At 73.1% G+C, this 24,946-nt stretch carries 27 protein-coding genes; 16 read left to right on the top strand and 11 right to left on the bottom strand.

Going from position 1 to position 24,946, the window contains the following annotated elements; genetic code table 11:
* Window positions 1-53: 53 nt before the first annotated feature.
* Entirely contained in the window at window positions 54-578 is a 525-nt protein-coding gene (locus ASG94_RS18590; RefSeq protein ID WP_235537327.1) for a gluconokinase, read from the bottom strand.
* Between the two features lie 24 nt (window positions 579-602).
* Between ASG94_RS18590 and ASG94_RS18585 the strand changes: the two genes are divergently transcribed.
* Window positions 603-1,289, top strand: coding sequence for a FadR/GntR family transcriptional regulator (locus tag ASG94_RS18585; protein ID WP_056928000.1), 687 nt, complete (start codon window positions 603-605; stop codon window positions 1,287-1,289).
* 26 nt (window positions 1,290-1,315) lie between these two features.
* Here ASG94_RS18585 and ASG94_RS18580 read toward each other — a convergent pair whose 3' ends face one another.
* Window positions 1,316-2,704 (bottom strand): GntP family permease, encoded by a 1,389-nt coding sequence (locus ASG94_RS18580; protein ID WP_056927955.1) that lies wholly within the window; start codon window positions 2,702-2,704, stop codon window positions 1,316-1,318.
* Between the two features lie 410 nt (window positions 2,705-3,114).
* Between ASG94_RS18580 and ASG94_RS18575 the strand changes: the two genes are divergently transcribed.
* The 12 genes from ASG94_RS18575 (at window position 3,115) to der (ending at window position 14,001) form a co-directional block, all read left to right on the top strand.
* Window positions 3,115-4,041: a ParA family protein gene (locus ASG94_RS18575; protein WP_327152785.1), complete on the top strand. Its 927-nt coding sequence runs from the start codon at window positions 3,115-3,117 to the stop codon at window positions 4,039-4,041.
* Window positions 4,026-4,373: a hypothetical protein gene (locus ASG94_RS22245; protein WP_056927954.1), complete on the top strand. Its 348-nt coding sequence runs from the start codon at window positions 4,026-4,028 to the stop codon at window positions 4,371-4,373. Before ASG94_RS18575 ends, ASG94_RS22245 begins: the two co-directional genes overlap by 16 nt.
* On the top strand, window positions 4,370-5,290 hold the full coding sequence (locus tag ASG94_RS18565; RefSeq protein ID WP_082624348.1) for a segregation and condensation protein A: 921 nt from the start codon (window positions 4,370-4,372) through the stop codon (window positions 5,288-5,290). The genes ASG94_RS22245 and ASG94_RS18565 overlap by 4 nt, the downstream gene beginning before the upstream one ends.
* Window positions 5,287-6,039, top strand: a complete 753-nt coding sequence (gene scpB, locus ASG94_RS18560; RefSeq protein WP_056927953.1) for an SMC-Scp complex subunit ScpB — start codon at window positions 5,287-5,289, stop codon at window positions 6,037-6,039. The genes ASG94_RS18565 and scpB overlap by 4 nt, the downstream gene beginning before the upstream one ends.
* Window positions 6,036-6,836, top strand: a complete 801-nt coding sequence (locus tag ASG94_RS18555) for a pseudouridine synthase (protein ID WP_056927952.1) — start codon at window positions 6,036-6,038, stop codon at window positions 6,834-6,836. Before scpB ends, ASG94_RS18555 begins: the two co-directional genes overlap by 4 nt.
* Before the next feature lie 53 nt (window positions 6,837-6,889).
* Entirely contained in the window at window positions 6,890-7,324 is a 435-nt protein-coding gene (locus tag ASG94_RS18550; RefSeq protein ID WP_056927951.1) for a Fur family transcriptional regulator, read from the top strand.
* 29 nt (window positions 7,325-7,353) lie between these two features.
* Window positions 7,354-9,627 (top strand): catalase/peroxidase HPI, encoded by a 2,274-nt coding sequence (katG, locus tag ASG94_RS18545; protein ID WP_056927950.1) that lies wholly within the window; start codon window positions 7,354-7,356, stop codon window positions 9,625-9,627.
* Window positions 9,628-9,749: 122 nt separating this feature from the next.
* Complete coding sequence (gene aroH / locus ASG94_RS18540) at window positions 9,750-10,136, top strand: chorismate mutase (RefSeq protein ID WP_056927949.1); 387 nt, start codon at window positions 9,750-9,752, stop codon at window positions 10,134-10,136.
* The gene (locus tag ASG94_RS18535; RefSeq protein ID WP_056927948.1) at window positions 10,126-11,199 is read left to right on the top strand and encodes a prephenate dehydrogenase; all 1,074 of its coding nucleotides are present in this window, start codon (window positions 10,126-10,128) and stop codon (window positions 11,197-11,199) included. Before aroH ends, ASG94_RS18535 begins: the two co-directional genes overlap by 11 nt.
* Before the next feature lie 11 nt (window positions 11,200-11,210).
* Entirely contained in the window at window positions 11,211-11,885 is a 675-nt protein-coding gene (gene cmk / locus ASG94_RS18530; RefSeq protein ID WP_056927947.1) for a (d)CMP kinase, read from the top strand.
* Window positions 11,882-12,643: a lysophospholipid acyltransferase family protein gene (locus ASG94_RS18525; protein WP_235537326.1), complete on the top strand. Its 762-nt coding sequence runs from the start codon at window positions 11,882-11,884 to the stop codon at window positions 12,641-12,643. The genes cmk and ASG94_RS18525 overlap by 4 nt, the downstream gene beginning before the upstream one ends.
* Window positions 12,640-14,001, top strand: a complete 1,362-nt coding sequence (gene der, locus ASG94_RS18520; RefSeq protein WP_056927946.1) for a ribosome biogenesis GTPase Der — start codon at window positions 12,640-12,642, stop codon at window positions 13,999-14,001. The genes ASG94_RS18525 and der overlap by 4 nt, the downstream gene beginning before the upstream one ends.
* Before the next feature lie 130 nt (window positions 14,002-14,131).
* Here the strand turns inward: der and ASG94_RS18515 are convergent, their stop codons facing one another.
* Both ASG94_RS18515 and ASG94_RS18510 read right to left on the bottom strand, forming a co-directional pair.
* Window positions 14,132-14,827, bottom strand: coding sequence for a M23 family metallopeptidase (locus ASG94_RS18515; protein WP_056927945.1), 696 nt, complete (start codon window positions 14,825-14,827; stop codon window positions 14,132-14,134).
* Between the two features lie 133 nt (window positions 14,828-14,960).
* Window positions 14,961-15,176, bottom strand: a complete 216-nt coding sequence (locus tag ASG94_RS18510) for a hypothetical protein (protein ID WP_056927944.1) — start codon at window positions 15,174-15,176, stop codon at window positions 14,961-14,963.
* A gap of 128 nt (window positions 15,177-15,304) precedes the next feature.
* Here ASG94_RS18510 and ASG94_RS18505 point away from each other — a divergent pair, with 128 nt between their 5' ends.
* Window positions 15,305-16,132: a universal stress protein gene (locus tag ASG94_RS18505; RefSeq protein WP_056927997.1), complete on the top strand. Its 828-nt coding sequence runs from the start codon at window positions 15,305-15,307 to the stop codon at window positions 16,130-16,132.
* Window positions 16,133-16,279: 147 nt separating this feature from the next.
* Window positions 16,280-16,780 carry a hypothetical protein gene (locus ASG94_RS18500; RefSeq protein ID WP_056927943.1) on the top strand — a complete coding sequence of 167 codons (501 nt, stop codon included), beginning with the start codon at window positions 16,280-16,282 and terminating at the stop codon, window positions 16,778-16,780.
* Between the two features lie 45 nt (window positions 16,781-16,825).
* Here the strand turns inward: ASG94_RS18500 and ASG94_RS18495 are convergent, their stop codons facing one another.
* Together ASG94_RS18495 and glsA are read right to left on the bottom strand one after the other, a co-directional pair.
* Window positions 16,826-18,337 (bottom strand): leucyl aminopeptidase family protein, encoded by a 1,512-nt coding sequence (locus ASG94_RS18495; protein WP_162260841.1) that lies wholly within the window; start codon window positions 18,335-18,337, stop codon window positions 16,826-16,828.
* 117 nt (window positions 18,338-18,454) lie between these two features.
* On the bottom strand, window positions 18,455-19,447 hold the full coding sequence (gene glsA / locus ASG94_RS18490; protein WP_056927942.1) for a glutaminase A: 993 nt from the start codon (window positions 19,445-19,447) through the stop codon (window positions 18,455-18,457).
* A gap of 253 nt (window positions 19,448-19,700) precedes the next feature.
* Between glsA and ASG94_RS18485 the strand changes: the two genes are divergently transcribed.
* Window positions 19,701-20,192, top strand: a complete 492-nt coding sequence (locus ASG94_RS18485; RefSeq protein ID WP_056927941.1) for a DUF1269 domain-containing protein — start codon at window positions 19,701-19,703, stop codon at window positions 20,190-20,192.
* Window positions 20,193-20,227: 35 nt separating this feature from the next.
* Here the strand turns inward: ASG94_RS18485 and ASG94_RS18480 are convergent, their stop codons facing one another.
* The 5 genes from ASG94_RS18480 to ASG94_RS18460 all read right to left on the bottom strand — a co-directional run bounded on the left by ASG94_RS18480 (window position 20,228) and on the right by ASG94_RS18460 (window position 24,702).
* Window positions 20,228-20,500 carry an SHOCT domain-containing protein gene (locus ASG94_RS18480; protein WP_056927995.1) on the bottom strand — a complete coding sequence of 91 codons (273 nt, stop codon included), beginning with the start codon at window positions 20,498-20,500 and terminating at the stop codon, window positions 20,228-20,230.
* 1 nt (window position 20,501) lies between these two features.
* Window positions 20,502-20,969: a DUF6325 family protein gene (locus ASG94_RS18475; protein WP_056927940.1), complete on the bottom strand. Its 468-nt coding sequence runs from the start codon at window positions 20,967-20,969 to the stop codon at window positions 20,502-20,504.
* A 42-nt stretch (window positions 20,970-21,011) separates the two neighbouring features.
* Window positions 21,012-21,614, bottom strand: a complete 603-nt coding sequence (locus tag ASG94_RS18470) for an HdeD family acid-resistance protein (RefSeq protein ID WP_056927939.1) — start codon at window positions 21,612-21,614, stop codon at window positions 21,012-21,014.
* Between the two features lie 94 nt (window positions 21,615-21,708).
* Window positions 21,709-24,396, bottom strand: coding sequence for a helix-turn-helix transcriptional regulator (locus ASG94_RS18465; RefSeq protein WP_056927938.1), 2,688 nt, complete (start codon window positions 24,394-24,396; stop codon window positions 21,709-21,711).
* Window positions 24,397-24,498: 102 nt separating this feature from the next.
* On the bottom strand, window positions 24,499-24,702 hold the full coding sequence (locus ASG94_RS18460) for a hypothetical protein (protein ID WP_056927937.1): 204 nt from the start codon (window positions 24,700-24,702) through the stop codon (window positions 24,499-24,501).
* Window positions 24,703-24,946 lie beyond the last annotated feature (244 nt).

The following is a 24,946-nucleotide window of genomic DNA, read 5'->3' as shown; positions in this document are numbered from 1 at the left end:
GCCCGCCGCGCCCCGCGTGACGACGGCCGCCGGACGGGGTTGTGTCCGCGTGTCTACGCGTCGCGCAGTGCGGCCACCGCCGCGCGGACCACGTCGTCGAGCGGCAGCGAGACATCGACGACGGTGCCCTGCTCGTCGGCGCCGAGCGGCTCGAGGGTGTCGAACTGCGACTGGAGCAGGGACGGGGGCATGAAGTGCTCGCGGGCCTCCATCCGCTCCCGCAGCACCTCGAACGGGGCGTCGAGGTGGACGAAGTGGACGGAGCCGTCCGGTACGCCGCCGCGCAGCACGTCGCGGTAGGCCCGCTTGAGGGCCGAGCACGTCAGCACCGTGGAGATCCCGTCCGCGTGGTGGAAGGCCTGGAGCGACGCCAGCGCCTGCAGCCAGGGGCGCCGGTCGTCGTCGTCGAGGGGGATGCCGGCCGACATCTTCTCGATGTTGGCCGGCGGGTGCAGGCTGTCGCCCTCGACGAAGGTCCAGTCGAAGCGGTCGGCGAGCTCGGCGGCCACCGTCGTCTTGCCCGTGCCCGAGACGCCCATGACCACCACGTGGCGCGGCTGCGCGCCGTCGGTGGCCACCGGCTCGCGGCTAGGGTGCTGCTCGTGTCGACCGCCCACAGCACCGTCCTGGCCGAGGTCGGACCGCGCATCGTCCGCGGCGACCTGGCCGAGGGGACCGTCCTCACCCTGGACTCCCTCGGGGAGGCCTACGGCGTCTCGCGCACCGTGGCCCGCGAGGTCGTGCAGGTCCTCGTCTCGATGGGCCTCGTGGAGAGCCGGCGTCGCACCGGGATCCGGATCCTGCCCCGCGAGGAGTGGGACGACTACGACCCGGCCGTCATCCGCTGGCGGCTGGAGGGCGAGGACCGGGTCCGACACCTGCACCAGCTCGGCGAGCTGCGGGCCGCCGTCGAGCCGGCCTCCGCCGCCCTGGCCGCCCGGCACGCCGACGACGCCCAGCGCGCCGAGATCGTGCGCATCGCCGAGCAGATGGAGACCTCCGGGTCCGCCGGCGACCTCCGCACGTTCCTCGAGCAGGACGTCGCCTTCCACCGGCTGCTGCTGCGCGCCTCGGGCAACGTGATGTTCTCCGGGCTCTGCGACGTCGTCGAGGAGGTCCTGCGCGGCCGCACGGACCACCACCTCATGCCTCCCGAGCCCAAGCCCGAGGCCCGTCGGCTGCACCAGGTCGTCGCGGAGGCCGTCGCCGGCGGGGAGCCCGAGGTCGCCCGCCACGCCATGACGGCGATCTGCGCCGAGGTCGTCTCCGACCTCGGCCATCCCCGCTGACGCGCTGCCGAGCTCTGGGGCCGGCCTCATACCAGTCCCGCGACCGGCCACAGGATCACGGCGAGCGCGAACGCGCTGACACCCAGGGTGGTCTCCATGACCGTCCACGTCTTCAGTGTGGTCTTCTCGTCCATCCCGAAGAAGCGGCTCACCAACCAGAAGCCCGAGTCGTTGACGTGCGAGAGCACCGTGGCACCGGCGGCGATCGCCACGACCAGCAGCGCGATGTGGAGGTCGTCGTACCCGGACGCCTGCGACGCGATCAGCCCGGCCGTGGTGGTCAGGGCGACGGTGGCGGAGCCCTGGGCGACCCGCAGCGCGGTCGCGATGAGGAAGGCCTGGAGCAGCAGCGGCAGCCCGAGGCCGGACAGCGACGAGGTGAGGGCGTCGCCGATGCCGCTGATGCGCAGCACGCCGCCGAACATGCCACCCGCGCCGGTGATGAGGATGATCGAGCAGATCGGGGCGAGGGCCTGGTCCAGGACCTCCGTGGTCCGGGCCATCGAGCCGACGCGGCGACCGAGCACCGCGATGGCCAGGAGCAGGGTGATGAGCAGGGCGACCGGGGTGTTGCCGAGCAGCTGAAGGGCCTCGACCCAGGCCTGGCCCTCCTCGAGGGTGCCGCCCGCGACCAGCGTGGTGAGGACGGTGTTGAAGGAGATGAGCACCAGCGGCACGAGGAGCAGGCCGAGCACGGTGCCGAAGCCCGGGGGAGCGACGTCCGGGCGGTCGTCGCCGCCGTCGAGCTCGCCGAAGATCATGTCGGAGACGGGGATGTCGAAGCGCTTGCCGAGCACGCGCGACACGAGGTAGACGCCGACGTACCAGGAGATGACCGCCACGGGGAGGCCGACGAGCAGGATCACGCCGATGTCGCCACCGAGCGCCGTACCGGCCGCGACCGGGCCCGGGTGCGGCGGCACCAGCGCGTGCATGGCCGCGAAGGCACCGGCGGCGGGCAGGGCGTAGAAGAGCACCGAGCCGCCGAAGCGGCGGGCGACGGTCAGGATGATCGGCAGGAAGACGACCAGTCCGGCGTCGAAGAAGATCGGGAAGCCGAAGAGCAGTGCCGCGACGCCGAGGGCGAAGGGAGCCCGCTGCTCGCCGAAGCGGTTGATGAGGCTGTCGGCCAGCACCTGGGCGCCGCCGGTAACCTCCAGCAGCCGGCCCAGCATGACGCCGAAGCCCACGAGCAGGGCCACCGAGCCGAGCGTCGAGCCGAAGCCGGTGAGCATGGCGGTGGGGACCATCGCCAGCGGGATGCCGGCGGCGACCGCCGTCAGCAGGCTGACCAGGACCAGCGCGAGGAACGCGTGGAGGCGCACCTTCATGACGAGGAAGAGCAGCAGCGCGACGGCCGCGGCGGCGATGAGGAGGAGGACGGTCGTGCTGTACGCCGGCTCGAGGTTTTCCATCAGTGGGCTCCGTTGTGAGGGGGGTCACGTGCTGCCGAGCATGGTGCCCGAAAGGTAGTACCTTTGCAACGTCGCGAGTGCACAGGTTTGTGCACAGGCGGGCCTCGCCTGTGCAGGGGAACGGGGCCGAGTGCACAGATCCCGGCCGGGGGCTGGGGGTTGCCGACCACGTGTTGTGGCTGCTCCCGGGCCGCTCTAGAGTCGCCCGGAACTCTCGGGAAAGTGTCGCCGTGTCGACAAAGTCCAGCAGGGTCCGGCGTGGTCCAATCGGTAGCAGTCGACAAGAGGAGATGTCCATGAGCGGTGGCGGTTTCGCAGGTCTCCCGGGCCAGTCCGGCACCAGTGCGTCAGAGATGCCCCCGCTCGTGCGCACCCCCGTTCCAGCACCTTCCCCCGAGGACAGTCATCCCGTGAGCGACCCCCTTCCCTTCCCGCGCCCCGAGGCCCGTCCCCAGCCCCGGTCCCAGGTGGCCACCGAGGCCCCCGAGGCGGTGGTGCCGCTGGGTCCGACCGGTCGCCCGATGCCGACGTTCCCCGAGCCTCGCCCGGTCAGCGGCACGACGCGGGCCCGCGTGGTCTCGATGTGCAACCAGAAGGGTGGGGTCGGCAAGACCACGACGACCATCAACCTCGGGGCCTCGCTCGCCGAGTACGGCCGGAAGGTGCTCCTGGTCGACTTCGACCCGCAGGGGTCGCTGTCGGTCGGCCTGGGCCTCAACCCGCACGAGATGGACCTGACGATCTACAACCTGCTCATGCAGCGCGACGTCACCCTCGACGAGGTCGTGGTCCCCTCCGGCGTGCCCGGAATGGACCTGCTGCCCTCCAACATCGACCTCTCGGCCGCCGAGGTCCAGCTGGTCCACGAGGTCGCCCGCGAGCAGACCCTCCAGCGCGTCCTGGCCCCCGCCCTCGACCAGTACGACGTCATCCTCATCGACTGCCAGCCGTCGCTGGGCCTGCTGACGGTCAACGCCCTCACCGCCTCCGACGGGGTCATCGTCCCGCTGGAGTGCGAGTACTTCGCGCTGCGCGGGGTGGCCCTGCTCAAGCAGACCATCGACAAGGTCTGCGAGCGGCTCAACCCGCGCCTGGAGGTCGACGGGGTGCTCGGCACCATGTTCGACGGCCGCACCCTGCACAGCCGCGAGGTCATGGACCGCCTGGTGCAGGCCTGGGGCGACACGGTCTTCCACACGGTCATCCGGCGCACCGTCAAGTTCTCCGACTCGACCGTGGCCGGGGAGCCGATCACGTCGTACGCCTCGTCCTCGGCCGGGGCCGACTCCTACCGCCAGCTCGCCAAGGAGGTGCTCGGCCGGTGGCCCGCCGAGTGAGCCTGCCCGCGGCCGACGACCTGTTCCGCCCCACCTCGCCCGGGGGCGAGGCGGAGCCGCAGCGCGCCGTGCGCGCCGTGAGCGACGACCCGGAGCCCGAAGCCGCGCCTCGCAGGCCGAGCGGACGGGTGCGCCACGACGAGAAGATGACCGTCTACGTCACCTCCGACGAGCTGCTCGACCTCGAGCACACCCGTCTGTCCCTGCGCCGCACCCACGGGCTCGCCGTCGACCGCGGCCGCGTGGTGCGGGAGGCGCTGGCCCTGGTGCTGGCCGACTTCGAGGCCCACGGCGCCGACAGCGCGCTCGTGCGACGGCTGACCGAGGAGTGAGCACCACCGCCGCGACCTCCGGATCCATCGGCGGCGAGGTGGCCGGTGGCGAGGTGGCGCCCGCGTTCGCGGTCCGTCTCGACAACTTCGAGGGCCCCTTCGACCTGCTGCTCTCGCTGATCGCCAAGCACAAGCTCGACATCACCGAGGTCGCCCTGTCCCAGGTGACCGACGAGTTCATCGCCTTCGTCAAGGCCGGGGGCAAGGTCTGGGACCTCGAGCAGACGACGTCCTTCCTGCTGGTCGCCTCCACCCTGCTCGACCTCAAGGCGGCTCGGCTGCTGCCGCAGGGCGACGTCGAGGACGAGGAGGACCTCGCCCTGCTCGAGGCCCGCGACCTGCTCTTCGCCCGGCTCATGCAGTACCGCGCGTTCAAGCAGGTCGCCGGCGTGCTGGAGCAGCGGCTCGCCGCCGAGTCCACCCGGCACCCCCGCCAGGTGGGGCTCGAGGAGCGCTTCGCGACGCTGCTTCCCGAGGTGCTGATCGGGATCGGGCTGGAGGAGTTCGCCCGACTCGCGGCGCGCGCGATGGAGCCCAAGCCCGTCCTCGAGGTCTCCCTCCAGCACATCCACGCCGCCAGGGTCAGCGTGCGTGAGCAGGCGACGCTGGTGGTCGACCGGCTGCGGCGCAGTGGCACGATGACCTTCCGCGCGCTGTGCGGCGACTCGCCCGACAAGCTCACCACCGTGGCACGGTTCCTGTCGTTGCTCGAGCTGTTCCGCGAGGGCATGGTGGGCTTCGAGCAGATGACCCCGCTCGGCGAGCTGACGGTCCGCTGGACCGGCGCGGAGGACGGCGAGGTGGAGATCACCGACGAGTTCGACGGCGACGATCCCGAGCTGGACATCCCCGACACCGACCAGAACGACACCGACGAGAACGACACCGACCAGGACGACGCGCAGGAGACCCCGTGACCGAGAACGACCCGTCGCCGGAGACCCTCGACGTCGCTGTCGCGGCGCTGCACCCCTCGCTCGAGGCGATCCTGATGGTGGCCGACGAGCCGCTCGACAAGGTGCGCCTCGCCTCCGTCGTCGGGCACCCCGTCGCCGACGTCGAGGCCGCCCTCGACGAGCTGGCGGCGTCGTACACCGAGCAGGGACGCGGGTTCGAGCTGCGCAACGTGGCCGGCGGGTGGCGCTACTACACCCGCGACGAGTACGCCGCCGTGGTGGAGGGCTTCGTGCTCGAGGGCCAGCAGGCGCGCCTGACCCAGGCGGCGCTGGAGACCCTGGCCGTGGTCGCCTACAAGCAGCCGGTGTCGCGTGCGCGGGTCTCGGCGATCCGCGGTGTGAGCGTGGACGGGGTGATGCGCACCCTGCTCACCCGAGGGCTGGTCGAGGAGGCGGGCCAGGACGGCGAGACCGGCGCCAACCTCTACCGCACGACGACCTACTTCCTCGAGCGGATCGGCATCTCCTCCCTCCACGACCTGCCCGAGCTCGCGCCCTACCTGCCCGACATGGACGACCTCGAGGACGAGCTGGCCAGCGTGACCGGCACGAGCCCCGAGCCGAGCCCCGAGCCGAGCCCCGAGCCGAGCCCCGAGCCGGCTCCCGAGCCCGCACCCGACCACACGTCCCAGCCGCACCAGCCGCACCAGCCGCACTCGCCGCACAGCGGCGCCGGCACCGAGCCCGACGGGGGCACCGAGCCCGCATGAAGCCGCACGACGAGAAGGATACCCACCCCGCCTCCCAGCGGCCCGACACCGACGAGGACGGGCTGATCCGGCTGCAGAAGCTGCTGGCCCAGTCCGGCGTGGCCAGCCGCCGCAAGTGCGAGGAGCTGATGCTCGAGGGCGCGGTCGAGGTCGACGGCGAGGTCGTCACCCGGCTCGGCACCAAGGTCGACCCACGCACCGCGGTGATCCGCGTCGAGGGCCGCCGGCTGCCGCCGATCTCCCCGCACGTCTACCTCGTGCTCAACAAGCCGAGGGGCGTGGTCTCCACGATGTCGGACCCCGAGGGCCGGCGCTCGATCGGCGACCTGGTCGCCGACCGTCCCGAGCGGCTCTTCCACGTCGGCCGACTCGACACCGACACCTCGGGCCTGCTGATCCTGACCAACGACGGTGACTTCGCCCAGCGCCTCGCGCACCCGTCGTACGAGATCGAGAAGACGTACGTCGCGGAGGTCGAGGGTCAGCTCCACCGCGGGATCATCAAGCAGCTGCTCGCCGGGGTCACCCTCGACGACGGCCCCGTGGCGGTCTCCCGCGCCCGCGTCGTGGAGGGCAGCCACGGACGGACGTCGCGTGAGCGCACCATCGTCGAGCTCGTCATCCACGAGGGACGCAACCGCATCGTGCGCCGCCTGCTCGAGCACGTGGGGCACCCCGTCACGCGGCTCACCCGGACCTCCATCGGCCCGATCGAGCTGGGCACCCTGGCGGTGGGGGAGATGCGCGAGCTCAGCCTCACCGAGCTCGGCGTGCTGATGGACAGCGCCGACCTGTAGACCCTCCGCGCGTCAATCTTGACTCGATCAAGACTGGGCGCGAGAGTGGGGCCATGGCCGTCGAACCCGACCTCCGCGAGGCGCTCAAGGGTGCCGACCTGAGGGTCACCCAGCCCCGCCTGGCGGTCCTCGGCGTGGTGCACGCCCACCCGCACGCGGGCACGGAGACGATCATCCGCGAGGCGCGCCGGTCCCTGCCGGACGTGTCCCACCAGGCGGTGTACGACGTGCTGCGGGCCCTGACCGACGCGGGCCTGCTGCGTCGCATCCAGCCCGCCGGGTCCCTGGCCCGCTACGAGGCGCGGGTGGGGGACAACCACCACCACGTCGTGTGCCGGCGCTGCGGCGCGATCGCCGACATCGACTGCGCCGTCGGCGACGCCCCCTGCCTGACCGCCTCCCACGACCACGGCTTCGAGGTCGACGAGGCCGAGGTCGTCTACTGGGGCACCTGCCCCGCCTGTGCGACCGACCGCAACCACCAGTGACCAGTGACCATCCCTCCGGAAGGAACCAGATGAGCGACAACCAGGACAACGCACCCACCAGCCCGCAGGGGGTGGACGAGAAGGCCGCCGCCGGCTGCCCGGTCGCGCACGACTCGCTGACCGCGCAGGGCAGCGAGAGCGAGAACCCGGCGATCGACTCGCCGACGCCCACGACGGGCGGTCGTCCCCACACGCTCAAGGACTGGTGGCCCAACTCGCTCGACCTGTCGGTGCTGCACGCCCACTCCTCGAAGGGCAACCCGCTCGGGCCGGACTTCCGCTACGACCAGGAGTTCGCGAACCTCGACGTCGAGGGGCTCAAGCGCGACATCACCGAGGTCCTCACGACCTCCCAGGACTGGTGGCCGGCGGACTTCGGCCACTACGGCGGCCTGATGATCCGGATGAGCTGGCACTCCGCGGGCACCTACCGCATCTACGACGGCCGCGGTGGCGCGGGCGACGGCGGCCAGCGCTTCGCCCCGCTGAACAGCTGGCCCGACAACGCCAACCTCGACAAGGCCCGCCGCCTGCTGTGGCCGGTCAAGCAGAAGTACGGGCAGCAGGTCTCCTGGGCCGACCTGCTGGTGCTCGCCGGCAACGTGGCGCTGGAGTCCATGGGCTTCGAGACCTTCGGCTTCGGCTTCGGCCGCGAGGACGTCTGGGAGCCCGAGGAGATCTTCTGGGGTCCCGAGGACACCTGGCTGGGCGACGAGCGCTACACCGGCGAGCGCGAGCTGAGCGAGGCCCTCGGCGCGGTCCAGATGGGGCTCATCTACGTCAACCCCGAGGGCCCCAACGGCAACCCGGACCCGCTGGCCTCCGCGCGCGACATCCGCGAGACCTTCGCCCGGATGGCGATGGACGACGAGGAGACCGTCGCGCTCATCGCCGGCGGCCACACCTTCGGCAAGACGCACGGTGCGGGCGACGCCGAGCTGGTCGGCCCGGAGCCCGAGGGCGCGCCGCTGGAGGAACAGGGCCTCGGCTGGACGAGCTCCTTCGGCTCCGGCAAGGGCGCCGACACCATCACCAGCGGCCTCGAGGTCACCTGGACCGACAAGCCGACCCAGTGGAGCAACCGCTACTTCGAGATCCTCTTCGGCTACGAGTGGGAGCTCTCCGAGAGCCCCGCCGGCGCCAAGCAGTGGGTGGCCAAGGACGCGGAGGACATCATCCCCGGCCCGACGGCGGACTCGCCGAAGCGCAAGCCCACGATGCTCACGAGCGACCTCGCCCTGCGCGTGGACCCGACGTACGAGAAGATCTCGCGGCGGTTCCTGGAGAACCCCGAGGAGTTCCGCCTCGCGTTCGCCAAGGCCTGGTACAAGCTCCTGCACCGTGACATGGGCCCGGTCAGCCGCTTCCTCGGCCCGTGGGTGCCCGAGGCGCAGCTGTGGCAGGACCCCGTCCCCGCCGTCGACCACGAGCTCGTCTCCGACGAGGACGTCGCCGCGCTCAAGGCCACCGTGCTGGACTCCGGGCTCACCACCGCCCAGCTGGTGTCCACGGCGTGGGCCTCGGCCGCGACCTTCCGCTCCACCGACAAGCGCGGCGGCGCCAACGGCGCCCGCATCCGCCTCGAGCCCCAGCGCGGCTGGGAGGTCAACGAGCCCGAGCAGCTCGCGACCGTGCTCGAGACGCTCGAGGGGATCCAGCGCGACTTCAACGCCGCCGGCGGCGCGCAGGTCTCGCTGGCCGACCTCATCGTGCTGGCCGGCTCGGCCGCGGTCGAGAAGGCGGCCCGTGACGCGGGTGTCGAGGTGACGGTGCCGTTCCACGCCGGTCGCACCGACGCGACGCAGGAGCAGACGGACGTCGACTCCTTCCGGGTGCTGGAGCCGCGCGCGGACGGGTTCCGCAACTACCTGCGCCCCGGCGAGAAGACGCAGCCCGAGGTCCTGCTCGTGGACCGCGCCTACATGCTCGACCTCACCGCGCCGCAGATGACCGTCCTGGTGGGCGGCCTGCGCTCGCTGGGGGCCAACCTCGGCGGGACCGAGCACGGGGTCCTCACCGACCGGCCGGGCGTGCTCACCAACGACTTCTTCTCCCACCTGCTCTCGCCCGGCACCCGCTGGCGTGCCTCGGAGTCGGAGGAGAACGTCTTCGAGATCCGCGACCTCGCGACCGACGAGGTGCGGTGGACGGCGACCGCGGTGGACCTGATCTTCGGCTCCAACTCGCAGCTGCGGGCCCTGGCCGAGGTCTACGCCGGGGACGCCGCCCGGGAGAAGTTCGTGCACGACTTCGTGTCGGCGTGGGTGAAGGTCATGGAGCTGGACCGCTTCGACCTGCGCTGAGCGCACGACGACCTGAGTGCCGACCCGAGCGGGGTCGGCCCCCGGACCGGTGAGACACGGTGCGGGGGCCGGCCCCGTCGTCGTTAGCCTTGCCGGGTTGACCGACGAGGAAGGGCAGGGACATGGCCGTGCGAGCCGTGCGAGGCGCGACGCAGCTCGACGAGGACACGCGTGAGCACATGCTCGACCGGGTGGCTGAGATGGTGCTCGACGTGATGGAGTCCAACGCGCTGGAGGTCGACGACTTCATCTCGGTGATCTTCACCGCCACCAGCGACCTGGTGAGCGAGTTCCCGGCGTACGCCGCCCGGCGCCTCGGCTTCGGCGACGTACCCCTCATCTGCGCCCGCGAGCTCGAGATCGCCGGCTCCATGCCGCGCGTGGTGCGGATGATGGCGCACGTGGAGACCGACCTGACCCGGGGCGAGGTCACCCACGTCTACCTGCACGGTGCCGCCAACCTTCGCCGCGACCTCACCAAGACCCGCGACGTCCCCGATGAGCAGTGAGCTGACCGGCCCGGTCGAGGTCGTCGGCGCCGGGCTCCTCGGCACGTCGATCGCCCTGGCGTGCCGGCGGGCGGGGATCGAGGTCCTGCTCACCGACGTGGCCCCGGAGCACGTCCGCACCGCCACCGGGCTCGGCGCCGGACGGGTACGCCGTCCGGACGACCGGCCGCAGCTCGTCGTCGTCGCCGTTCCGCCGGACCACCTCGCCGGCGCGATCGTCGCCGCGCTCGACGCCTCGGACGCCGTCGTCACCGACGTCGGGTCGGTCAAGGCCGCCCCGCTGGCCGAGGTGGCGGCGCGGGTCGCGCCCGCGTCCCTGTCGCGCTACGTCGGGTCCCACCCCATGGCGGGCAGCGAGCGCTCGGGGCCCCTCGCGGCCAGTGCGGCCCTCTTCGACGGGCGACCCTGGGCGGTGACGCCCCACCCCGGCGCCGACGACGACGCGGTGGCGCTGGTCTCGGCCCTGGTGCGGCTGTGCGGGGGAGTCGAGGCACGCCTCGCCCCGGAGGACCACGACCGGGCCGTGGCCCGCACCTCCCACCTGCCGCACCTCGCGGCCGTCCTCGTGGCCGGCCGGCTGGCGGGCGCGCCCCCCGAGCACCTCGCCCTGTCCGGCCAGGGGGTCCGGGACGTCACCCGGGTCGCCGCGAGCGACCCGGCCCTGTGGCAGCAGATCCTCGGCGCCAACGCGGACGCCGTCACCGACCTGCTCGGCGAGGTGCGCGAGCAGCTCGACGTGCTGATCGCCGCCGTCCGCGACAGCGACCGCGAGTCGCTGGAGGCCATCCTCGGCGCCGGCGTGGCCGGCACGCGCGTGATCCCGGGCAAGCACGGCGGACCGGTGCGGCCGATGCGCTCGGTCTTCGTCTCGGTCCCCGACCACCCGGGGGAGCTGGCCCGGCTGTTCGGCGACGCCGGCGAGATCGGGGTCAACGTCGAGGACGTCCACATCGACCACGACCCCGGTCGTCCGGTCGGCCTCACCGAGCTGCTCGTCCTCGAGGACGACGCCGAGCACCTGCTCGGTGCTCTGGAATCTCGCGGGTGGACCACTCACCGGTAGTCTCAGCGCCCGTGAGATCTCTTGTCGTCGCCGTCGACGGTCCCTCCGGCTCCGGCAAGTCCAGCACGTCGCGCGGCGTGGCCGCCCGTCTCGGCCTCGCCTACCTCGACACCGGGGCGATGTTCCGGGCGATCACGTGGTGGATGCTGCGCCAGGGCGTCGACGTCCACGACCCGGCCGCCGTCGCGGCCCGCGTCCACGAGCCGGTGATCCGCTCGGGCACCGACCCGCTCGGGCCGACCATCGCCGTCGACGACGTCGACGTCGCGGTGGGCATCCGCTCCGACGAGGTCAACGCCGCGGTCAGCCCGGTCAGCGCCGTGCCGGAGGTGCGCGCCCTGCTGCTGGACCTCCAGCGCGAGATCATCGCCCGGAGCCTGGCCACGGGCGGGATCGTGGTCGAGGGCCGCGACATCGGCTCGGTGGTGGCGCCCGACGCGGCCGTCAAGGTCTACCTGTCCGCCGACCCGCAGGCCCGGGCGCTGCGTCGCGCGGCCGAGGCCGGCGGCGACGTCACCGCCACCCAGGAGTCCCTGCTGGCCCGGGACCGGATCGACTCCGGCCGCGCCACCGCGCCCCTGGTGATGGCCGACGGGGCCGTCCACATCGACACCACGCCGTACACCCTGGACGAGGTCGTCTCCCAGGTCGTGGCGCTGGTGGAGGCGGTCGAGGCGGAAGCGTGACCGCCCTGCCCCGACCCGGCCGGAGGCACCCCCGCCGGGTCATGCTGCACGGCCTCCGCCCCCTCGCGCGCGCCGGGGCCGGCGTCTGGTGGGACCTCCACGTCCACGGCACCGACCGCGTCCCGACCGGGGGGCCGGTCGTGCTCACCAGCAACCACGTCGGCTGGATCGACGGGCCGCTCCTCGCCATCTGCACGCCCCGCCCGGTGCACGCCCTCAGCAAGCAGGAGATGTTCGACGGAGCGACGGGCGCGTTCCTGCGCGGCGCCGGCCAGATCCCGCTCGACCGCTTCGGCGCCGATCCCGGCGCCGTCAAGACCTGCCTGCGGGTGCTCGCCGACGGGGGAGCGGTCGGCGTCTTCCCCGAAGGGACGCGCGGAGCCGGGACCTACGACACCTTCCACCACGGAGCGACGTACCTCGCGCTCGTCACCGGGGCCCCCGTCGTCCCCGTGACGATGATCGGCACCCGCCCGCCCGGCGGTGGCACCAGCTCGCTCCCACCGCGCCGCAGCCGCATCGACGTCGTCGTCGGCGAGGCGTGGCGGACCACACAGACCCCGTGGCCCCGCACACGGGAACACACGCTGGCCACCTCCGCGTTGTTGTGGCAGCACCTGCGCGACGAGCAGTCGCGCGCGCTCGCCCTCACCGGGCGAGCCCTCCCCGGCCCCCTGCCGGCGGGAGACATCGAGGACGACCCCGACACCGGGTTCGTCGAGCACCACCGAGTCCAGCACGACCAAGGAGTGTCATGACCGAGTACGACGCCGCCAGCGCCCCCGAGGGGCAGGTCACCGGCCCCACGCCGGTGCTCGCCGTGGTCGGGCGCCCCAACGTCGGCAAGTCGACGCTGGTCAACCGGATCATCGGTCGCCGCGAGGCCGTCGTGGAGGACCGCCCGGGGGTCACCCGGGACCGCGTCTCCTACGACGCGCACTGGAACGGTCGCGCCTTCACCGTCGTCGACACCGGCGGCTGGGACCCTGACGCCAAGGGGCTGGCCGAGCGCATCAAGGCCCAGGCGGAGGTCGCCGTCACCCTGGCAGACGCCGTGCTTTTCGTGGTCGACGCGACGGTGGGCATCACCGACGCCGACGAGGCCGTCGTGAAGATCCTGCGCAAGAGCGGCAAGCCGGTCGTGCTGGCCGCCAACAAGACCGACGACCAGCGCACCGAGGCCGAGGCCCACGGCCTGTGGAACCTCGGCCTGGGCGAGCCGTTCCCGGTGTCCGCCCTGCACGGTCGCGGTTCCGGCGACATGCTCGACGCGATCCTCGACGCCCTCCCGGAGACGCCCGAGCAGTCCTTCGGCGAGGTCGGCGGTCCGCGCCGCATCGCGATCGTCGGCAAGCCCAACGTCGGCAAGTCCTCCCTGCTCAACAAGCTCGCCGGCGAGGACCGGGTCGTCGTCGACAACGTCGCCGGCACCACCGTCGACCCGGTCGACGAGCTGGTCGAGCTCGGTGACCGCACGTGGCGCTTCATCGACACCGCCGGCATCCGCAAGCGGGTCAAGGAGGCGTCGGGCCACGAGTACTACGCCTCCCTGCGCACCTCGACGGCCATCGACCGCGCCGAGGTCGCCGTCCTGGTCCTCGACGCCGGCCTGACCGTCTCCGAGCAGGACATGCGGATCATCCAGACGATCCGCGACGCCGGACGCGCCATGATCATCGCGTTCAACAAGTGGGACCTCGTCGACGACGAGCGCCGGTACTACCTCGAGCGCGAGATCGAGCGCGACCTCGTGCAGGTCCAGTGGGCGCCGCGCATCAACATCACCGCCCGCACCGGGTGGCACGTCGACCGGCTCGTCCCGGCGCTGGACAAGGCGCTCGAGGGCTGGGAGACGCGGGTGCCGACCGGTGCCCTCAACACGTTCCTCGGTCGCCTGGTGGGCGAGCACCCGCACCCGGTGCGCAGCGGCAAGCAGCCCAAGATCCTCTTCGCCACCCAGCCGTCGACGTCGCCGCCCACGTTCATCCTGTTCACGAGCGGCAAGCTGGACGCGTCGTACGAGCGGTTCGTCGAGCGTCGCCTGCGCGAGCAGTTCGGCTTCGTCGGCACGCCGATCGTCATCCAGCAGCGCCCGCGCGAGAAGCGCAAGCGCTGAACCATGGGCCGGGAGCGCAAGCGCTGACCCGGTCGTCTGGCTGCCGTCCTGGCGTAGTCCCTGACGAACGGACCCCTCGGGACCTCGATCCGGGGTCCGTTCGTCACGGACTACCCAGCGCGGCGGGTCGTCAGGGGGTCATCCCGGCTGCGGTCAGCCAGGCGGCGGGGTCGGTCGCCGCACCCCCGGCCGGGTGCACCTCGAGGTGCAGGTGCGGCCCGGTGGTGTTGCCGGTCGTGCCGACGAGGCCCAGGAGCTCGCCGATCTCGACGGACTGGCCGGGGGAGACGAGGGACACCATCTGGTGGCAGTACCAGACGTCCGTGCCGTCCTCGAGCGTGAGCACCGTGCGCAGGCCGTAGGGCCCGGCGTACGCCACCTCGCTGACCGTGGCGTCGGCGATCGCCACGAGGTCGGTGCCCGAGGGCGCTCCGAAGTCCAGGCCCGTGTGGTCCGCCTCCCACAGCGGACCGGCTGCGCCGAAGCCGGCGGACAGGTGGTAGCCGCCGAGGGGCAGGATCGTCTCCAGCGCCGGGAGGTCGCCGGTGTAACCCAGCGCCCGGAGCCGGTCGGAGCGCACCTGCTCGACCCGCGCGTGCTGCTCGGCGACGGCGAACATCGCCGTCAGCGCGTGCTCTCGACGCTCGACCTGCTTGTCCAGCGCGCTCTCGCGCGGAGCCGGAGCAGGTGCCGGAGCGACCGTCAGGGGCCCGGTCTCCGGTCCGGCGTACGACGGCGCGGCGCCGAGCGGGCCGAGCAGCAGCAGGAGCGTGCCGAGCAGCAGGGTGGCGCCGGCGGCTGGGCGCGCGGCAACGAGGTACGACATGCGGATCCCCCCGGACCGTGGACGAGCGTCCATGGTGCGTTCGCACCCGGGGTGGCCTCAGCCGAACGCCGACATCACCGCCGCTGGTCTGGACCTCGGCGGCGTCCGGACCGGTGGAGCCGGGCTCCTCGGCCTACTGGGACGGCTCGGGGACGTCGACGTCGACGTCCGAGCAGTCCACCTTCGGGTTGACGCCCAGGTAGTTGAGCGGGCCCGCCACGACGGTGAGTGCGATGTTGCCCGCCTCCGCACAGTTGGTGTCGGTGTCGGAGAAGTAGTCGCGCTGGTAGGCCGCGAAGGCCCCGATGACGAGCCACACGACGATGAGCAACGACAAGATCCTGGCCATCCCCGGAACCTAGGGGTCACGGGCATGGGGTGTCCAGACCCCGCGGGGTGAGGTGGTGTCCTACGCCCGACGGACGCGGGACCATCGACCCTGCACCCCCGCTGGCCGGCGGGTGGACGGTGGAGGGCATGACGACCGAGCGATCCGTCCTGGTGGGGTACGACGGCTCCAGCGATGCCCATCGGGCGCTGCTGTGGGCCGCTGACGAGGCCGCGCGCGACGGCGCACCGCTGCGGGTGGTGGTGGTCGACCACGCCTCCGCCTCACCGTGGGGAGGCGACGTGCCGCCGGCCCCGGACCGGGTGGAGCAGGCCGAGAAGCTGCTCTCCGGGCTGGGCGTCGAGGACTACGTGGTCGAGCAGCACTCCGGGCACGTCGCGGGCACGTTGCTGGAGCTCGGCGAGTCGGCGGCGATGATCGTCGTCGGCAGCGAGGGCCACGGACGGGCCGAGGCCGCCCTGGGCTCGGTCAGCCAGCACGTCGCCCGTCACGCCTCCTGCACCGTCGTCGTCGTACGTCCGCCGAAGCGGCCCGAATCCGCACGCATCGTCGTGGGCGTCGACGGGTCGTCGACGAGCCACGGGGCGCTGGAGTACGCCTGCCGGCGCGCCGAGCGGACCGGGGAGGTCGTCGTGGCCATGCACGGGTGGAAGGAGCACACGCCGTCCTCCGACGTGCTGCGCGCCGAGCCACGCTCGGTCACCGACGACGTCGAGGACAAGGAGGTGCTGCTCGGTGAGAGCGTGGCCGGCCTGCGCGAGGCCCACCCGGACGTGGTCCTGGCCACCGAGGCCGTCCCGGTCGCCCCCGGGACCCTGCTCGTGGACGCCTCGGCGGACGCCACGCTCGTGGTGGTGGGCGCGCACGGTCACGGCTGGTTCAGCGGCCTGCTGCTCGGCTCGGTCACCCAGGACCTGCTCCACCGGGCCCAGTGCCCCGTGGCGGTCGTGCGCTGACCCTCACGACACGGAGGACACCGTGCCGGAGCCGCACCGACGACCTCACGGGATTCGGGTGAGGCGCCGTCGGGACCGGGTGCCTAGCGTGCCGGTGGGGCCGCGGACCTCCCGTGGCCGGACGCCAACGCCTCGCCGGGAGTCCTCGTGAACAAGGCCGTGCTGCACTCATTGACCGAGCAGGAGGGCGAGCTGGTCCGGGAGACCGAGCCCGCCGTCCTGCGTGACCTCGACGAGGACCAGCTCCTCGCCCTGCACACCCGCGTCCAGCGGGCGCGCACCAAGCACGTCAAGGTCTACCGCCGCGGGGCGAGCGCCTCCGTGGAGAGCACCGGCGGGCGTGGCAAGTCCTTCGCCCGCAACCAGCGTGCGCGTGACAAGGCGGAGATCTTCGAGGCGGTGCTGGCCCGCGTGAGCCGGCAGCTCTCCGTCGTGGCCAAGCGCGCCTCCGACGAGCTGAAGGCGGAGCGGATCGCCGAGGCACGGGCGGCCGGTGGCGGTGGGCCGACGGCTTCGGTCGGGACGCAGGTCGACGGGGCCGTGCCCAGCCCCCGGCGTGCGGCCACCAAGACCACCGGCGGCCTCAAGAAGGACGCGTCCTCGCGGGCCCAGGGCGTCCGGCGGCAGGCGGCCCGCGACGCCCGCTGAGCTACAGGCCCCACACCAGCGGTACGACGACCAGGGCCACCGCGCTCATCGCCGGGCGCCGGTCGCCTCGAAGCGGTTGGCGAACTCGACGAGGAACAGGGCGCCGAAGCCGCTCGCGCCCTTGTTGCGCCAGGTGCGTACGGCCGGCTGCCAGGCCGTGCTGGCGATGTCCACGTGCGCCCACGGGACGTCCTCGACGAACGCCTCGAGGAACAGTGCGGCCGTGATGGACCCGGCGTTCAGTCCTCCCATGTTGGTCGTGTCGGCGATGGCGGACTCCAGCTGGGAGCGGTAGGGCCGGTGCAGCGGGAGCTCCCACAGCGGCTCGTCGGTGGCCGTGCCCGCCCGCACCAGCTGCTCCACGAGCCCGGCGTCGTTGCCCAGCACGCCGGCGAGCTCGATGCCGAAGGTGCGCAGGCAGGCACCGGTCAGGGTGGCCACGTCGACGACCGCGTCGACGCCGTCCTCGACCGCGAGGCACAGCCCGTCCGCCATGACCAGGCGGCCCTCGGCGTCGGTGTTGAGCACCTCGACGGTCGTGCCGTTGCGCATCCGCAGGACGTCGCCCAGCTTCATCGCCGAACCCGACGGCATGTTGTCGGTGCAGCAGAGATAGGCGGTGACGGCCGTCGTGCACCCCAGGTCGCGCAGGGCGGTCAGCGCGCCGAGTATCGCCGCCGCCCCCGTCATGTCGTTCTTCATCTGGGCGTGGGACTCGTCGCTGGGCTTGAGGCTGATCCCGCCGGAGTCGTACATGATCCCCTTGCCGACCAGTCCCAGGTGCCCGGTGGGGGAGTCGGGCCGGTAGGACACCTTGATGAGCCGGGGCTCCTCGACGCTGCCCTGGTTGACGCCGAGGATGCCGCCGCAGCCCATCTCCGCCAGCTCGGCCCTGCCGAACACCTCGACCTCCAGGCCGGCGAGCGGGGCGACCTGCTGGGCCACCTCGCCCATCCGCACGGCCGAGAGGGTGCTGGCGGGGCAGTTGGAGAGGTCGCGGCTGATGGCGGCGGCCCGCGCGATGACCCGTCCCCGCTCCGCCCCCGCGCGGACCTCGTCCACCGCCGCTGGCGCCACGATGGTCAGCCTCGTCAGGGTCGGCTCGTCCCCGCCGGCACCCACGAAGAAGCGCCAGCGGGCCAGCAGGACGCCCTCGACGACCGCTCGGGCGAACGCGGCGGCGGAGACCGACAGGTCCCGTCCGGCCAGCTCGACGGCCAGGGTCGCGTGGTGCGGCACGGCGTGCGCGAAGGACGCCGCGAGGTCACGGATCCCGGTCACGTCGATCATCGTCGGGTCACCCACGCCGAGTGCCACCAGGGCACGGCCGTCCGGCCCGGCGAGCACGGCGGTCTGGCCGACCGCACCGGTGAACCCGACGACGGCCAGCTGCGCCCAGTCCGTGCCCAGGTCCGCCGGCAGGTCCTCGCCCTCGACGACCGGTACGGCGAGCGCCGCGGCCTCCGCCACGGGCGGCAGCTCCTCGGTGACGTGGATCGTCGCGGGGTGGCGCAGGGAGGGGACGGGATCGATGTCGCGGGCAGCAGGGTTGTTCACGGGACGCTCCCTCTCGAGGCCATGGCACTCACGCCGAGGATCTCGGCTCCCGACCATGCGGTGATCCCCCGATTCGGGCGATCTGCCGGGCTCGCGCTGCCTGCACGACCCTCGCCGTCATACGCCCTGCGGGGCTGCCTCGGAGGCCAACAGGTCGAGCCCGAGCCGACGGGACAGGTGCCGGGCGGCGAGCTGCCCGCGGACGCTGTTGCCCGCGGGGTCCAGCAGCGGTGAGAAGGTGCCGAGGGCGCCCTTCCCCGGGGACACCGTCACCAGTCCGCCCCCGATGCCGCTCTTGCCGGGCATCCCGACGTCGAACAGCCAGTCACCGGAGGACTCGTACATCCCCGCGATGGTCATCACGGCCAGGGCGGCGTGCGCGACCTCCGGGTCCACCACCTGCACGCCCGTCAACGGGTTGGTGCCCCCGTCGGCCAAGGTGGCACCCATCACCGCGAGGTCGACAGCGGTCACCGCCAGGCAGCTCTGGCGCGTGTAGACCTCGACCGCCTCGGCGGGGTCGCCCTCGACCGCACCCGCGGCGGCGAGCATGGTGGCCAGCGCGCGGTTGCGGTGGTTGGTCGCCAGTGCCGATCCCAGGGTCGGTCCGTCGAGTCCGAGGCGGCGACCGGCGAAGGCGCACAGCCCGGACTGGACCGCCTCCCACCGCTCGTCCACGTCCCGGCCGGTGACCAGGCTGGTGGTGGCGATGGCGCCGGAGTTGACCATCGGGTTCGTCCGGCCACGCGGGTCGCGCTCGACCGGGACGGTGGAGCTGAAGGGCATCCCGGTGGCGTTGACGCCGACGACGGCGCGCACGTGCTCGATGCCGCGCAGGCGGCACGCCAGGGCGAAGACGAACGGCTTGGACACGCTCATGAGCGGGAACTGCACCCGGGCGTCACCGGCGACGACGAGGTCGCCACCGGTGGTGACGACCGCGAGGCCGAACAGGTCCGGGTCGACCGTCGTCAGGGCGGGGTAGACGGTGGACAACGACCCGTCCGCCACCGGCCCGAAGAGGGCATGGGCCTCCTCGACGTGGGCGCGGGTGTCGGCACGGGCGGGCATCCCGCCGGCCGAGACGAAGCGGTCGTCGTACGACGTCATGTCACCGACCCCCTGCCGGGCGGGAACCTCGCCATGGGTGCGCGCCCTCCCCCCCCGGGAAGGGCCGGCCCGGTGCCGGCTCCGGGTCCGGTGTGCAGGACACGTTCCCGGACCCATGCGTCTCAGGGCACCCCTGAAACGGGTGAGTGCGGGCTCGCGACACCGACACGTTCACCCGTCTCGGGGGAGTCCCTGACCCGCTCGCCGAGGTCACGATGCCCACGACGCCGACCGCCGACGAGAGGAACAGCCCATGGCTACGCTCACGGTCTGGAAGTTCGACACCGCCACCGGTGCCGAAGCCGCGACCAAGACCCTGCACGACCTGGCCAGCCAGCACCTGATCACCATCCACGACGCCGCGACGGTGAGCTGGGAGGCCGGGAAGAAGAAGCCCAAGACCCGTCAGCTCAACAACCTGGCCGGCGCCGGGGCCCTCGGAGGTGCCTTCTGGGGGATGCTCTTCGGGCTGATCTTCTTCGTGCCGCTCCTGGGCGCCGCCATCGGCGCCGCCACGGGCGCGCTCGCCGGCTCGCTGGGGGACGTCGGCATCGATGACAGCTTCATCAACCGGGTGCGCGACGAGATCACCCCCGGGACGTCGGCACTGTTCGTCATGACGTCCGACGCCGTGATGGACAAGGTGCACGACGCGTTCGCCGACGCCCGCCCCGAGCTCATCTTCACGAACCTGAGCGATGCGCAGGAGAGCGCGATCCGCGAGGTCTTCTCCGAGCAGGACTGACCGCGTGCCGTCGGGATCGACCCCGCGCCGGGCGGTCAACCGGCCAGGATCCTGGCCTTCTGGGCCTCGAACTCCGTGTCCGTGAGCACCCCGGCGTCGCGCAGCTCGCGCAGGTGCCCGAGCAGCGCCCCCGGGTCCCGGGGCGCGGGGACGGTCGCTGCCGGCGGGCCCGGCGCGGGCTCGGCCCGTGGGGGCGCCGCGGTCTGGTCCGCCCAGGCGCCCTGCTGACGCGCGGCGACCCGACCGTGCACGCGGGTCGCGGTGCTGGCCACCACGGCCGTGCGAGCGGCGCTCCTCAGCAGTCCCATCTCACCCTCCCCGGCGATCGTCGGCAGGACCATCGAGGCCGGTGTCGAGGGCCGCGTCGAGGTCGCGACCGTCCACCTGGCCGCTGGCCACCAGCCGGCAGCCGTGCCGGCGGAGTGCAGTGGCCAGGGTCGCGGTCCAGACGTTCTCGAAGACCAGCACCAGGGCGTAGCTGCCCGGCGTGACCATCTCGGCGACGGCGCCGACGTCCTCGGCGTCCAGCAGGCCGGACGTCGCCCCCGCGAGCGCCGCGAGCCCGGACAGCCGTGGCGTGGTCGACCCTGCGCCGTCCACCAGCACCGGGGGCGAGCCGTCGGCGGGACGGTGCACCACCTCGGCGTCCAGCAGCCGGATCACGTCGCGTCGGGCGAGGTCGAGCAGGGGCTGCAGGTCGTCCGCGGCGAGTGCCCCCGACCTGGGGAGCTCGATGACGAGGTACTCGACCACGCCCAGCGCCGTGTCGAGGCTCATGGCCCGGCCTTCCCGGGGCTCATGTCACAGCACCCTCGGGGCTCATGGCGCGGCCGCCCGGTGCTCGGCGCGCCGGCGGCTCAGGGCCACCAGGATCGCGATGCCGCCCGAGGCGAACAACCAGGTGCAGGCCAGGACGACGAGGACGCCGAGCGAGAGCTCCGGGTTGACCAGCAGGATGCCGCCGACCAGGACGCTGACCGCGCCCGACGCGAGGTCGCCCGCGCGGCGCGACCGCTCGGCGTACAGGGCGGCCTGGAGGAGGTCCAGCACGCCGGAGACCACCAGCCAGGCGCCCAGCAGGATGCCGAGCGCGAGCAGGCTCTGCAACGGCTCGCGCAGGCACAGCAGGCCGACGATGAGGGCGAGGGCCCCGGAGAGGGCGAGCAGCGTGCGTCCACCGGTGTCGAGGCCGGACGAGACGAGGGCCAGGAAGATCCGGTAGCCGCCCACGAGCAGGAGCTCGATGGCCACCAGCACGGCGCACACGACCAGCGTCTGCTCCGGCCACACGGCCAGGACCAGTCCCAGGGCGACCGAGACGATCCCGAAGGCGAGCAGCGCCTGCCACATCTCGGGCAGGCCACGGATCGTGGGAGGGGCGGTCGGCTCGGTGCCCTCGGCCACCGTCGGGCGCTGCGTCACGACAACCTCCTCGGACGTCCTCGGGACCATGGTGCCGCGGACGCCGTCGTGGCGGCATCGCCCGTTTCGGGTGGCTCGCGGGCCCGGTGCGCGATCAGAGCAGCTCGAGGCGCCTGGCGATCGAGAGCGCCTCGCTGCGGCGCGTGGCTCCGAGCTTGCTGTAGAGGCTCGAGACGTGGGTCTTGACGGTGTTCTCGGTGACGAACAGGCCGGCCGCGATGTCGGCGTACGTCGCGCCCCGCGCGAGCTCGCGGAGCACGTCGCGCTCGCGCGGGCTGAGGGCGGTCGGGCCGACGAGGTCCGAGCCGGTCGAGCGTTCGCGCACGGTCGGGGTCGAGGGCGCCAGCGACGTCACGATCCCCGGTTGCCGTCCGGTGAGTGCCTCGAGCTCGTCCAGCCACCGGTTGGAGCCGCCGAGGTCGAGGCGCCGGAGCAGCAGGTGCACCGGCGTCCCGTGCCGGCTCCAGCCCAGGAAGGGCACGAAGTTGCCGCGGATCTCGGTGATCGCCACCGCGGTCCTCAGCGAGTGGTGGGCCAGCTGCTCGTCCCCGAGGGCGTCACCCAGCTGTGCCTGGCAGGTGAGGGCCAGGGCACGGCACGGCGGCTGGTCCAGCATGCTCGCCTCCGTGGCCTCGGCGAAGTGCTCGACGGCCCGGCGCAGCTCGCCCACCATGTCGGCATGCACCCCGCGGAGCAGGGCGGCCTCCCCGGACCAGCCATGGGTCGCCAGCTCCTCGGCCAGGTCGTGCAGCGTGCGGTGGTCGTCGCACAGGGCCGCGAGGAAGGCCCGCTCGATGAGGAGCACGGCCCGGAGCCGGGACGGGAGGAGCGGCGCGGCCAGCAGTCGCTGGAGGGTCCGCTCGGACCGCACCACCGAGCCGCGCGCCAGCCACACGCGGGCGTCACGGATGCACTGCCAGAAGTGGGTGGTGGTGTCACAGGGGTGGGTCGTGGACTCGGCGGGCCGAGGCTCGTCCGGCGGGTCCGCGGAGTAGCGGGTCGACAGGGCCACCAGGTCCAGGCTCGTCCGGGCGCGGTGGCCGGCGTAGGGCGGTGTCCAACCGTGGGGGTCGGACGCCTCCTGCGCCAGGACCTCGAGGGTCCGCGCCGCGAGCGGGCCGGCCACGTGCTCGCGCCCGTCCATCCAGTACAGGCACGACAGGTGGCTCATGGCGGAGAGGGCGTGGGCGGGCATCCGCAGGTCCTCGCTGAGCCGGACGGCGCGGATGAGGTTGGTCTCGGCCTCCCGCAGCCGGCCCATCCCCATCTGGCTGGTGCCGGTCTCCCGGAGCAGGTGCGGGCGCAGCTCGGTGGGGACCGATCCGAGCTCGGGCGAGTCGATCAGCACCTGGGCCTCGTCCACCACGGGCTCGGCCGGCTCGAGACCGACGCGGGCGCCCAGCAGCCGGGCGCACAGCTGCTGCGCCGCGAGCCGCTCCGTCCCGCCGTCCCCGTCGGTCGGGTGCGCCACCAGGCGTTCGATCCAGTGGACGGCCGCAGGCACGTCGGCGTGTGCCCATCTCTCGAGGGCCAGGACGAACCAGGTCTCGGGGTGTGCCTCGACGACGTCCGGCCAGCGCTGGGAGAAGGCACGCACGTCCTTGCTCCGACCGCGTACGACGAGGAGCGGACCCTCGACGGCGAGCTGCTCGGCGGCGGCGTCCGCCAGCCCCAGGTCGACGAGCCTGCGGAACGCGTCGTCCCGCACCCCGCGTGCGACGTCGAGGTGCACGGCGCGCAGCACGGTCGCGCGGGCGAGCTCGACGTCCACGCCGCCCGACACGATCCGCCGGCGCACCACCTCCACGAGGAGCGGGTGCACCCGGTAGCGCACCTCGGGCGGGTCCGGACGCTCCAGCAGGGAGCCCTCGGTCGCGTCGACGGCCTCCACGTCGGCGCGGGTGACCAGCACCCCCGTCGACTCGAGCCCGTCGAGGACCTCACCCGCCGCGGGGTCCCGGGTGAGGTGCCGGGCCGTGGCGGCGGTCACGACGCCCTCGGCAGCCGTGCACAGCAGCAGGTGCCGCTCCTGGGCGGAGAGGGTCGCGAAGACCTCGCTGGCCACCTGGTCGGCCACCCGGGAGTTGCCCCGGGAGACCCGGTGCACCGCCGCGACCGGGTCGGGCGAGGCAGCCACCAGGCGGGCGGTCAGGACGACGGCGGCGCACCAGCCCTCCGTGCGGACGCTGATGGCCGAGAGCACCTCCGGGTCGGTCGTCCCGGCGTGCACCTCGACCAGGCGGGCGCACTCGGAGTCCGTGAGGCGCAGCACGTCCCCGCGCAGGGTGGTGAGGTGGCCCAGCATCTGGGGGGCCAGCCGGACGAACGGGAGGTCCCAGCGACTCAGGAGCAGCACCTGCATGGTGTGCGGGGCGTCGTTGAGCCGCTCGTCGAGGAGGCGCACGACCGAGGCGGGCAGCTCGTGGGCGTCGTCCACGACGACGAGCGGTGGGCGGGCCCCGTCGGCGGCCCCCAGCGCGTCGGCGCCCCGGTCGAGGGCGTCACGGACCCGCTCCTGGGCGCGGTCGTCGTCGGCGCGGATCCACAGCACGTCGGTTCCGGCCGTCGTTGCGTCGCTGCGCAACCACCCGGCGACGGCGAGCGTCTTGCCTGCCCCGGCCGGCGCCACCAGCAGGGTCATCGGCGCGCCGGTCGCCGCGTCGAGGCGCTCCCACAGCGCGGACCGCGGGACGTAGGTGCGCGGCAGGCGGGGGATCCCGGCGGCGACGGGCCGGGTCAGGTCCGTCGCGGCTCGGCGCCGCCCTTCCGCGTCACTCGCCATGGCCCTGCGTCCCCGTCCTGCCGGAGTCCCGAGAGGAGCTGCACCCCGGTGGACCCGGCGCACACCCTCGAGAGTAGGGGCCCCCGGGCCCCGCCGCACCCCTCAGGGGTCGGGGATGGTCAGCACCTCCACGACGTCGATGCCCAGCGTCGACAGCAGGTGGAGCACGCCCTGGAGCTCCTCCTGGTCGGCCATGTCGCCCGACAGGGTCGTCTGCGGCCGTTGCCTGCGGGCCGTCAGGTGCGGGAACGCGCTCAGGACGCCCTCGGACAGCTCGGCGTCCACGCGGATCATCATCCTCGCCATGGGGGTCCCTCCCTGTCCGTGGAGCGCGGCTCCGTGGAGCGTGGATCCGTGGAGTGCGGGTCCGTGGAGCGCGACCCCGAGTGACGGCGTGCACCGAGCGTAGGGATCCCCACCGGCGCCCGGCTCACTCGGAACGGGTGAGGTCGCGGGTGCCCGGTGCCGCGAGACTGGCCGCGGTGCGGGCGCGCGGCGTACGACGTGGACGCCCGGGGCGTGTATCTCCCGGAGCGTCCGCGGGTCCTTC

Origin of the sequence: Nocardioides sp. Soil805 (genome assembly GCF_001429625.1) — a bacterium.
In the GTDB taxonomy this organism is placed as follows: Bacteria; Actinomycetota; Actinomycetes; order Propionibacteriales; family Nocardioidaceae; genus Nocardioides.
Note: the sequence above shows the minus strand (reverse complement) of the source record. Positions and strands in the feature narration are given on the sequence as shown.

What these genes read in the sequence shown, in the direction of transcription:
- ASG94_RS18535 (WP_056927948.1), top strand. Translation starts at nt 10,126, where the DNA reads ATGAGCAGTGAGCTGACCGGCCCGGTCGAGGTCGTCGGCGCCGGGCTC.
- ASG94_RS18510 (WP_056927944.1), bottom strand. Translation starts at nt 15,176, where the DNA reads ATGGCCAGGATCTTGTCGTTGCTCATCGTCGTGTGGCTCGTCATCGGG.
- glsA (WP_056927942.1), bottom strand. Translation starts at nt 19,447, where the DNA reads ATGACGTCGTACGACGACCGCTTCGTCTCGGCCGGCGGGATGCCCGCC.
- ASG94_RS18465 (WP_056927938.1), bottom strand. Translation starts at nt 24,396, where the DNA reads ATGGCGAGTGACGCGGAAGGGCGGCGCCGAGCCGCGACGGACCTGACC.
- ASG94_RS18460 (WP_056927937.1), bottom strand. Translation starts at nt 24,702, where the DNA reads ATGGCGAGGATGATGATCCGCGTGGACGCCGAGCTGTCCGAGGGCGTC.
- aroH (WP_056927949.1), top strand. Translation starts at nt 9,750, where the DNA reads ATGGCCGTGCGAGCCGTGCGAGGCGCGACGCAGCTCGACGAGGACACG.
- ASG94_RS18550 (WP_056927951.1), top strand. Translation starts at nt 6,890, where the DNA reads ATGGCCGTCGAACCCGACCTCCGCGAGGCGCTCAAGGGTGCCGACCTG.
- ASG94_RS18485 (WP_056927941.1), top strand. Translation starts at nt 19,701, where the DNA reads ATGGCTACGCTCACGGTCTGGAAGTTCGACACCGCCACCGGTGCCGAA.
- ASG94_RS18475 (WP_056927940.1), bottom strand. Translation starts at nt 20,969, where the DNA reads ATGAGCCTCGACACGGCGCTGGGCGTGGTCGAGTACCTCGTCATCGAG.
- ASG94_RS18515 (WP_056927945.1), bottom strand. Translation starts at nt 14,827, where the DNA reads ATGTCGTACCTCGTTGCCGCGCGCCCAGCCGCCGGCGCCACCCTGCTG.
- ASG94_RS18505 (WP_056927997.1), top strand. Translation starts at nt 15,305, where the DNA reads ATGACGACCGAGCGATCCGTCCTGGTGGGGTACGACGGCTCCAGCGAT.
- ASG94_RS18555 (WP_056927952.1), top strand. Translation starts at nt 6,036, where the DNA reads ATGAAGCCGCACGACGAGAAGGATACCCACCCCGCCTCCCAGCGGCCC.
- ASG94_RS18480 (WP_056927995.1), bottom strand. Translation starts at nt 20,500, where the DNA reads ATGGGACTGCTGAGGAGCGCCGCTCGCACGGCCGTGGTGGCCAGCACC.
- der (WP_056927946.1), top strand. Translation starts at nt 12,640, where the DNA reads ATGACCGAGTACGACGCCGCCAGCGCCCCCGAGGGGCAGGTCACCGGC.
- ASG94_RS18580 (WP_056927955.1), bottom strand. Translation starts at nt 2,704, where the DNA reads ATGGAAAACCTCGAGCCGGCGTACAGCACGACCGTCCTCCTCCTCATC.
- katG (WP_056927950.1), top strand. Translation starts at nt 7,354, where the DNA reads ATGAGCGACAACCAGGACAACGCACCCACCAGCCCGCAGGGGGTGGAC.